Below are 7,431 nucleotides of genomic sequence, written 5' to 3' on the forward strand. Positions count from 1 at the left end.
TGAGTCCATTCTTGAGAATGTGACTCTGATAGATGACTTTGACGTATATGGTCATCTTGACTACGTAGTAAGATACTGCCCATCAGGCGAGAAGATCTTTAGGATGGCAGATTATAATGATGTGCTTGAACAGATTTTCAAAATAATCATCCCAAAGGGAAAAGGTATAGAGATCAATACCGGAAGCCTGTACAAGAATATGAGTTACGCACATCCTCACATGGATATCCTGAAACTCTACAAGGATATGGGTGGCGAGATCATCACAGTGGGATCTGATGCACACAAGCCCGAATATCTGTGCTATGATTTTGAGACATATGCAAGGGATGCCCTCACATCACTCGGCTACAGATACTACTGTACATTCAAGAACAGAAAGCCAGAATTCAATCCGCTGTAAAAAAAAATTGCAAAATATCAATTTATATACTTATAAATATAAAAAGATGGAACACATACGCCAGTTCAATGGCTTATATGTTCCATCTTTTTTATACCGTAAATTCAATTCCGGCAGTCACCTGACTGCTCTATTTGTTTCATATCTCATTATGTATTGTTTCCTGTATAGTACGGACTATGTGGTATATCATGAATGTCTGTTTTTCTCATTTTTTCAAGATAATCGCCTCCGGCGCCATCCAGATCACCATATATCGCATTTGGGCAATAACTGAGGAGCATGTCAAGGACTTTCTTTTTTCTTCTTTCCGGTCACAAGTCCTCTTAAATTAATATATACATTATTTTCATGATTTCCAGTATACATACAGTAATATTCCAATTTGCCTCTTCGCATACTCGTATATACATATGTTATAAGATACACATCCCATCTGTACGCAAGGTTGTATCTCATTGTCTTTGATGCGATAACCTCATGTGAAGCCATAATGTATTTATTCTCATAGATAATATCACCATACAATTTGTCTGCCATTTCAAACACACTGCCACCATGATTTTTATTCTCTCGGTTGAGCAACTTCTCCGGAATCCGTATAATCCTAATGCCATCCCATATGCATATAACCGAATTTACAGTCAGAAAAATCAATGGCCCTGTGAAACTATTCAATTCAAACTCTCCATTATGTATCATGGAGCATATAGTGATTATCATAAAAACAAAAATCACTGAAAAGATACCAAACAATATCCATCCACGCACTTTGACGTCTTTGCGCAAAACTTCTCTGCCTGTATCACCCATACGAAATCTCCTTATGTCAGACCATCACCCTTTGTAAAACCCTGTCAACAGATGCTTCCTCCGCCAAGCACATGATCATCTTCATAGAACACTACAGCCTGTCCCTTTGTCACAGCTCTTACCGGCTCGTCAAATACTGCTTCTACCAGATCTTCATCTATCTTTCTGATGGTACACATACTTCCCTTATGATTGTATCTGATCTTCGCCTTGACATGCATTGGCTCCGTGAGATCCTCTATGGACATAAAGTTCAGTCTGTTGCATATCAGCCTTTCTGAAAATACATCTCCGTTCTCTCCTATAACAACCTGATTTGTCTCAGGTATGATGTCCACCACAAATACCGGATGCCCCATCGCAAGTCCCAGTCCTTTTCTCTGTCCTATGGTGTAGTGTATGATTCCCTTATGTCTTCCGATCGCATTGCCATGTATGTCTACAAAATCTCCCGGAACCGCCTTAAGTCCTGCTTCATTCTCAAGATAACCGGCGTAATCTCCATCTGGCACAAAGCATATATCCTGGCTATCCGGCTTGTGAGCCACCATAAGTCTGTGGTCCTCTGCAATTTTCCTGATCTCAGGCTTGCTGTACTCTCCAACCGGCATGAGTGTCCTGGCGAGCTGCTCCTGGGTGAGATTGTAGAGAGCATATGTCTGATCCTTCTCTATTCCCCTGGCCTCCTGGAGAGTATATCTGCCATTTGGAAGCTGTATGATCCTTGCATAGTGTCCCGTAGCAATATAATCGCCCCCGATGGCCATGCATCTCGTAAGCAGAGACTCCCATTTTACATATCTGTTGCATGCAATACATGGATTCGGAGTTCTTCCGCATTTGTATTCGTCCACAAAATAGTCTATTACGTACTTCTTGAATTCTTCCTTGAAATTCATAACGTAATACGGAATATCGAGCTGCGATGCCACACGCCTGGCATCATCCACAGCAGAAAGTCCGCAGCATCCGGCATGGGCACTCACCACGTCCCTGTCCTCATCCTGCCATATCTGCATGGTAACTCCTATTACATTGTAGCCCTGCTCCTTGAGCAAAAGTGCGGCAACCGACGAGTCGACTCCGCCTGACATACCAACACACACTGTCTTCTTATCTGTATCGACCAAATTTTTTCCCTCTTTATACATAGTTATATCTTGTGTAATTTACATGTTTCTCCTGGCAAAATCCTGATACGCAGGTGACATTTTTCTGAGATTTTCCACGATTCTCTTGAGATTATCTACCACCGCATCCGCCTCATCCATGGTGTTCTCATATCCCAGAGTCAGTCTGACCGCACCATGGGATATCTCCTTCGGAAGCCCTATAGCTGTCAGCACATGGGAGGGATCAACAGAACCCGATGTACATGCGGAACCGGCAGAAGCACATATGCCCGCCATATCGAGCATGATGAGGATCGTCTCGCCCTCAACGAACTGGAAGCTGACATTTACATTGTTCGGAAGTCTGTCTTTGTCATGTCCGTTCAGTCTGGAATAAGGAATCTCCGATAAAATTCTGTGTATCATATGATCTCTGATATCTGTCTCCTGCTTCATCCGATCTTCCATTGAGAGCATCGCAAGCTCCGCAGCTTTGCCCATTCCTACAATCCCCGGTACATTCTCTGTTCCGGCACGTCTTCCTCGCTCCTGCTGGCCTCCGTGGATAAAGCTTCCAAGCTTTATTCCGCTCCGTATATACAGAAACCCGATTCCCTTCGGGCCATTAAGCTTATGTCCGCTGCTGCTGAGCATATCTATGTTCATGGCATTTACATCCAGTGGTATCTGTCCATACGCCTGAACCGCATCCGTGTGGAATAGAATGCCATGTTCATGCGCAATAGCTCCTGTCCTGCTTATCGGCTCTATGGTTCCTATCTCATTGTTTGCAGCCATAACCGAGATGAGGATCGTATCCGGTCTTATCGCCGACTCCAGCCTGTCAGGATCAACCATCCCCTTCTCATCCACATCCAGATATGTCACGTCAAAGCCCCTCTTCTCCAGATACTGACATGTGTGAAGAATGGCATGGTGCTCTATCCTGGTCGTAATTATATGTTTTCCCTTATCCTGAAAGGCTTCCGCTACAGCCTTTAAAGCCCAGTTATCCGATTCCGAACCACCGCCCGTGAAATAGATCTCCTCAGGCTTTGCGCCAAGCGAATCAGCAATTATATCCCTCGCCACATTTATCACATCCTTATTTCTCGATGCAAATGTATATACGCCTGAAGGGTTTCCAAACTTTTCTGTAAAATAAGGCAACATGGCGTCGAGCACTTCAGGTCTCACCGCCGTCGTCGCTGCATGATCCATATATATTAACTTTCCCATTTTCGCTCTCTTTCCATTACCTTTTCTGTCACTTGTCAATGACAAATGCAACACTGCATTCATCACACGAAACTATATTACTATATAGTATTCTACCACTATACAAATGCCACGTGCTATGTATATATTATTATGCTCTCATCATATCTCATTATCTTCGTCTCTTAATCTCTTTAGACGCTTTCCATAGGCTTTACTATTTTCTTATAGACCCTGAGAAGAAAGATCGTCGATATGATCACGCTGAAAACCTCTGCGATAGGGAACGCTGCCCACACACCATTCACACTGTTCATTGCTTTCGACAGGAAATATGCCACAGGAAGTATGACAAAAAGCTGTCTCGCCATAGACACTATCATACTGTACACGCCCTTTCCTACAGCCTGAAACATTCCCGAACATGTGACAGAAAATCCCGCAAATATAAACGCTGTACTCATGATCCTGACCGCTGGTATACCCATCAACAGCATCTCATCTGTGGCATCAAATATTTTAAGTATCTGTCCCGGAAATACCTGCATGATAGCAAGACAGAATACCATAATGGAACAACCGACCATCACACCCAGCTTCATGGTGCGTTTCATTCTGTTAGGTTTCTGCGCTCCGTAGTTGTATGAAATTATCGGTATCATTCCGTTGTTCAATCCGAATACAGGCATAAATGCCATACTCTGCACCTTGAAATACGCTCCGAACACTGCAACGGCCAATTTCGAGAATGAGTACAGTATCAGATTCAGGAAATAATTCATCACAGAACCTATTGCAACCATGATAACCGACGGCACACCTACGCTGAGAATCTTACCAATTATCTCGCCATGTGGCCTGAATCTTCTAAGTGTTATATGGAGATCCGGATTCTTCTTGATATTGAATATCATAGCAAGAGTTCCGGCTATACACTGTCCACATACAGTTGCAATGGCAGCACCCTTTACTCCCATTCGTGGACATCCGAGAAGACCAAATATCATTATAGGATCAAGTATAAGATTGATGACAGCACCGAGTATCTGGGTTATCATACTGTACATTGTACGTCCCGTGGACTGCAGCAATCTCTCAAATGTCATCTGGAAAGCTATACCGAAAGCACAACAGCAGCACACCTCGAGATACTCTGTTCCATATTGGATTACCCGTGCATCCCCCGTCTGACTTTCCATGAATGTCCTTGCAAAGAATAAACCTATTATCAGGAATATTACATATCCTATCGCCTCAAGGAATATTCCCTGTCTGGCAACTTCATTTGCCCTGTCAAATTTCTTCTCTCCAAGTGCCTTGGATATAAACGCATTAAAGCCAACTCCCAGTCCCGAGAAAACTCCTATCATCAGATTCTGTATCGGAAATGCCGTGGACACAGCCGTAAGTCCGTCCATGCTGAATCTTGACACAAACACACTGTCCACAACATTGTACATAGCCTGGAACAGCATGGAAATTATCATAGGAAGTGACATTGACATCAGAAGCTTTCCCTCAGACATCACTCCCATCTTATTTTCTCTGCTCTCACCTGCGAACGCTTTTCCATTAGCAGATATTGTTTTATTATCAGATATTATTTTCTCACCAGATTTTTTCCTGTTATCAGGTGATTTTTCATTATTTTCGACGCTGTCTTTCTCTTTCATATGTACCTCTCCTCTGCATGCTCCTGCTGTGCATAATGTACTGTACCTGCCATTTGTGCTTATCCTCACACACACTTATCTTCACTTGCACTTATCCGCACATGCATACTCTCTTTATCTACTATACTCAAACTAATTAATACTACATTATTTTTGTATTATTTACAATACACTTGTATTTTGATTTTCGATCTCTATTTTCTGATTTCTAATTTTCGATTTATCGATTTCTCATCGACTCAATTCACCGACTCGTATATTGGACCCATATATTCACATTTACACTCATCAATTCATTTATAGCTCACTAATAATGCTATTCACTCATCATCGAGCAGAGTATCCCTAGTAATGAAAACGGACACTCAACAAAAACAGCACATAATTTTTCGCAAGTATATCCTCAACACAACCCTCACGTAGCCGCACACAAATCATTCCGTACCTGAATTCATCCTGCAACAGCCCTATGCAATTCAAACGATTCTACAATTCAGACCACCATACAGCTCAAAAAATCCCCCTCTTGAATATCAAATCCAAGAGGGGGACTTATAATTGATAATCTAAAATTATCTATATGACAAACAAGCTGTTAATTACTTATTAGCAAGCTCTGCTTTGATAGCCTCTGTAAGAGCTGGAACGATCTTGTTGAGATCTCCAACTACACCATAGTCAGCTACATCAAAGATAGGAGCATCCTCATCCTTGTTGATAGCAACGATGATGTCTGACTCTTCCATACCAGCTACGTGCTGGATAGCACCTGAAATACCGATTGCGAAGTATACCTGTGGACGAACTGTCTTACCAGTCTGACCAACCTGAAGCTCCTTTGGCTTCCAGCCTGAATCTACAACTGCACGTGAGCATGATACCTGTCCACCAAGTACCTCTGCAAGATCATCAAGGAGCTTGAAGTTCTCTGCTGAACCAACTCCACGACCACCTGAAACAAGGATTTTAGCATCCATGATATCCTTGATATCTGAGATAGCCTTTGAGATCTCAAGAATCTCAACATACTTGTTGTTAGGTACGAATCCTGGATTGTACTCGATAACCTCTGCCTTCTTACCAGCTACCTTGTCAAGCTTCTGCATAACACCTGGACGAACTGTAGCCATCTGTGGACGGTTGTCAGGACATGCGATTGTAGCGATTGTGTTACCACCGAATGCAGGACGTGTCATAAGAAGCTGATTGTGCTTCTGCTCCTGATTTGGAAGTGCAACAAGAGGGAAATCACCGATCTCAAGTAATGTACAGTCTGCTGTAAGACCTGTAGCAACTCTTGCTGAAACTGTTGGACCAAGATCTCTACCGATTGCTGTAGCACCAACTAAAACGATCTCTGGCTTGTACTCATTGATAACTGATGCAAGTGCGTGTGCATATGGCTCAGTTCTGTACTCCTTGAGCTCTGGATCGTCAACAACGATAACTCTATCTGCGCCGTACTCTGCAAGCTCATCTACAAGACCCTTAACGTCTGAACCGATAAGGACTGCAGTTACCTGCTCATCAAGCTTCTCTGCCAGTCTCTTTCCTTCGCCGATAAGCTCGAAAGAAATACCACTTAACTTATTATCTACCTGCTGTGCAAAGACAAATACGCCTTTGTAGTTCTTCATTTCTTCTGCGTTCATTGCGCCCATTTTATTCACCACTTTTCCTTTACTATATTAGATTACATGCTTATCCTTTAACTTGCCAACAATATAGCTAACTGCCTCATCTGGAGAATCAGGAACAACCTTCTCGCCTGCACCCTTTCTTACCTTATCTGAAGCCTTAGCGATCTTTGTAGGTGAGCCCTTAAGACCGATGTTAGAATCATCAACATCAACGAGGTCTGCTCTGCCAAGTGTTGTGATCTCTGCATTAACTGCATCGAAGATTCCACCTGGAGTCATGTATCTTGGCTCATTTAACTCAGAAAGTGCTGTTACAAGGCAAGGCATCTTAGCCTTTAACATATGATATCCGTCATCATACTGACGCTTAACGATAACTGCGTCTCCGTCAACCTTGATCTCCTGTGCATATGAAATTACAGGAATTCCAAGATGCTCAGCGATCTGTGGTCCAACCTGAGCTGTATCTCCATCGATAGCCTGACGACCTGTTATGATCAGATCATAATCAAGCTTTCTGAGAGCTCCAGCGATTGTTGTTGATGTAGCCCATGTATCAGCTCCACCAAGAA

At 42.8% G+C, this 7,431-nt stretch carries 7 protein-coding genes; 1 reads left to right on the forward strand and 6 read right to left on the reverse strand.

What is annotated here, in order from left to right:
• On the forward strand, positions 1–403 hold a 403-nt coding region (locus CCU_RS13185), incomplete at its 5' end, for a PHP domain-containing protein (protein WP_330369920.1).
• Between the two features lie 285 nt (positions 404–688).
• Here CCU_RS13185 and CCU_RS13190 read toward each other — a convergent pair.
• The 6 genes from CCU_RS13190 to CCU_RS13215 all read right to left on the reverse strand — a co-directional run.
• Entirely contained in the window at positions 689–1,216 is a 528-nt protein-coding gene (locus tag CCU_RS13190) for a hypothetical protein (RefSeq protein ID WP_015534998.1), read from the reverse strand.
• A 44-nt stretch (positions 1,217–1,260) separates the two neighbouring features.
• A complete protein-coding gene (mnmA, locus tag CCU_RS13195; RefSeq protein WP_256364704.1) occupies positions 1,261–2,346 on the reverse strand; it encodes a tRNA 2-thiouridine(34) synthase MnmA in 1,086 nt (361 codons plus the stop codon).
• Positions 2,347–2,385: 39 nt separating this feature from the next.
• Positions 2,386–3,567, reverse strand: coding sequence for a cysteine desulfurase NifS (gene nifS / locus CCU_RS13200; protein ID WP_015534999.1), 1,182 nt, complete (start codon positions 3,565–3,567; stop codon positions 2,386–2,388).
• A gap of 173 nt (positions 3,568–3,740) precedes the next feature.
• The gene (locus tag CCU_RS13205; RefSeq protein WP_015535000.1) at positions 3,741–5,219 is read right to left on the reverse strand and encodes an MATE family efflux transporter; all 1,479 of its coding nucleotides are present in this window, start codon (positions 5,217–5,219) and stop codon (positions 3,741–3,743) included.
• Positions 5,220–5,818: 599 nt separating this feature from the next.
• Complete coding sequence (locus CCU_RS13210; protein ID WP_015535002.1) at positions 5,819–6,880, reverse strand: electron transfer flavoprotein subunit alpha/FixB family protein; 1,062 nt, start codon at positions 6,878–6,880, stop codon at positions 5,819–5,821.
• A gap of 27 nt (positions 6,881–6,907) precedes the next feature.
• Positions 6,908–7,431: electron transfer flavoprotein subunit beta/FixA family protein (locus tag CCU_RS13215; protein WP_208896287.1), on the reverse strand; the 524-nt coding region annotated here is incomplete at its 5' end.

Source organism: Coprococcus sp. ART55/1 (assembly GCF_000210595.1).
GTDB classification, from domain to species: Bacteria; Bacillota; Clostridia; order Lachnospirales; family Lachnospiraceae; genus Coprococcus; species Coprococcus aceti.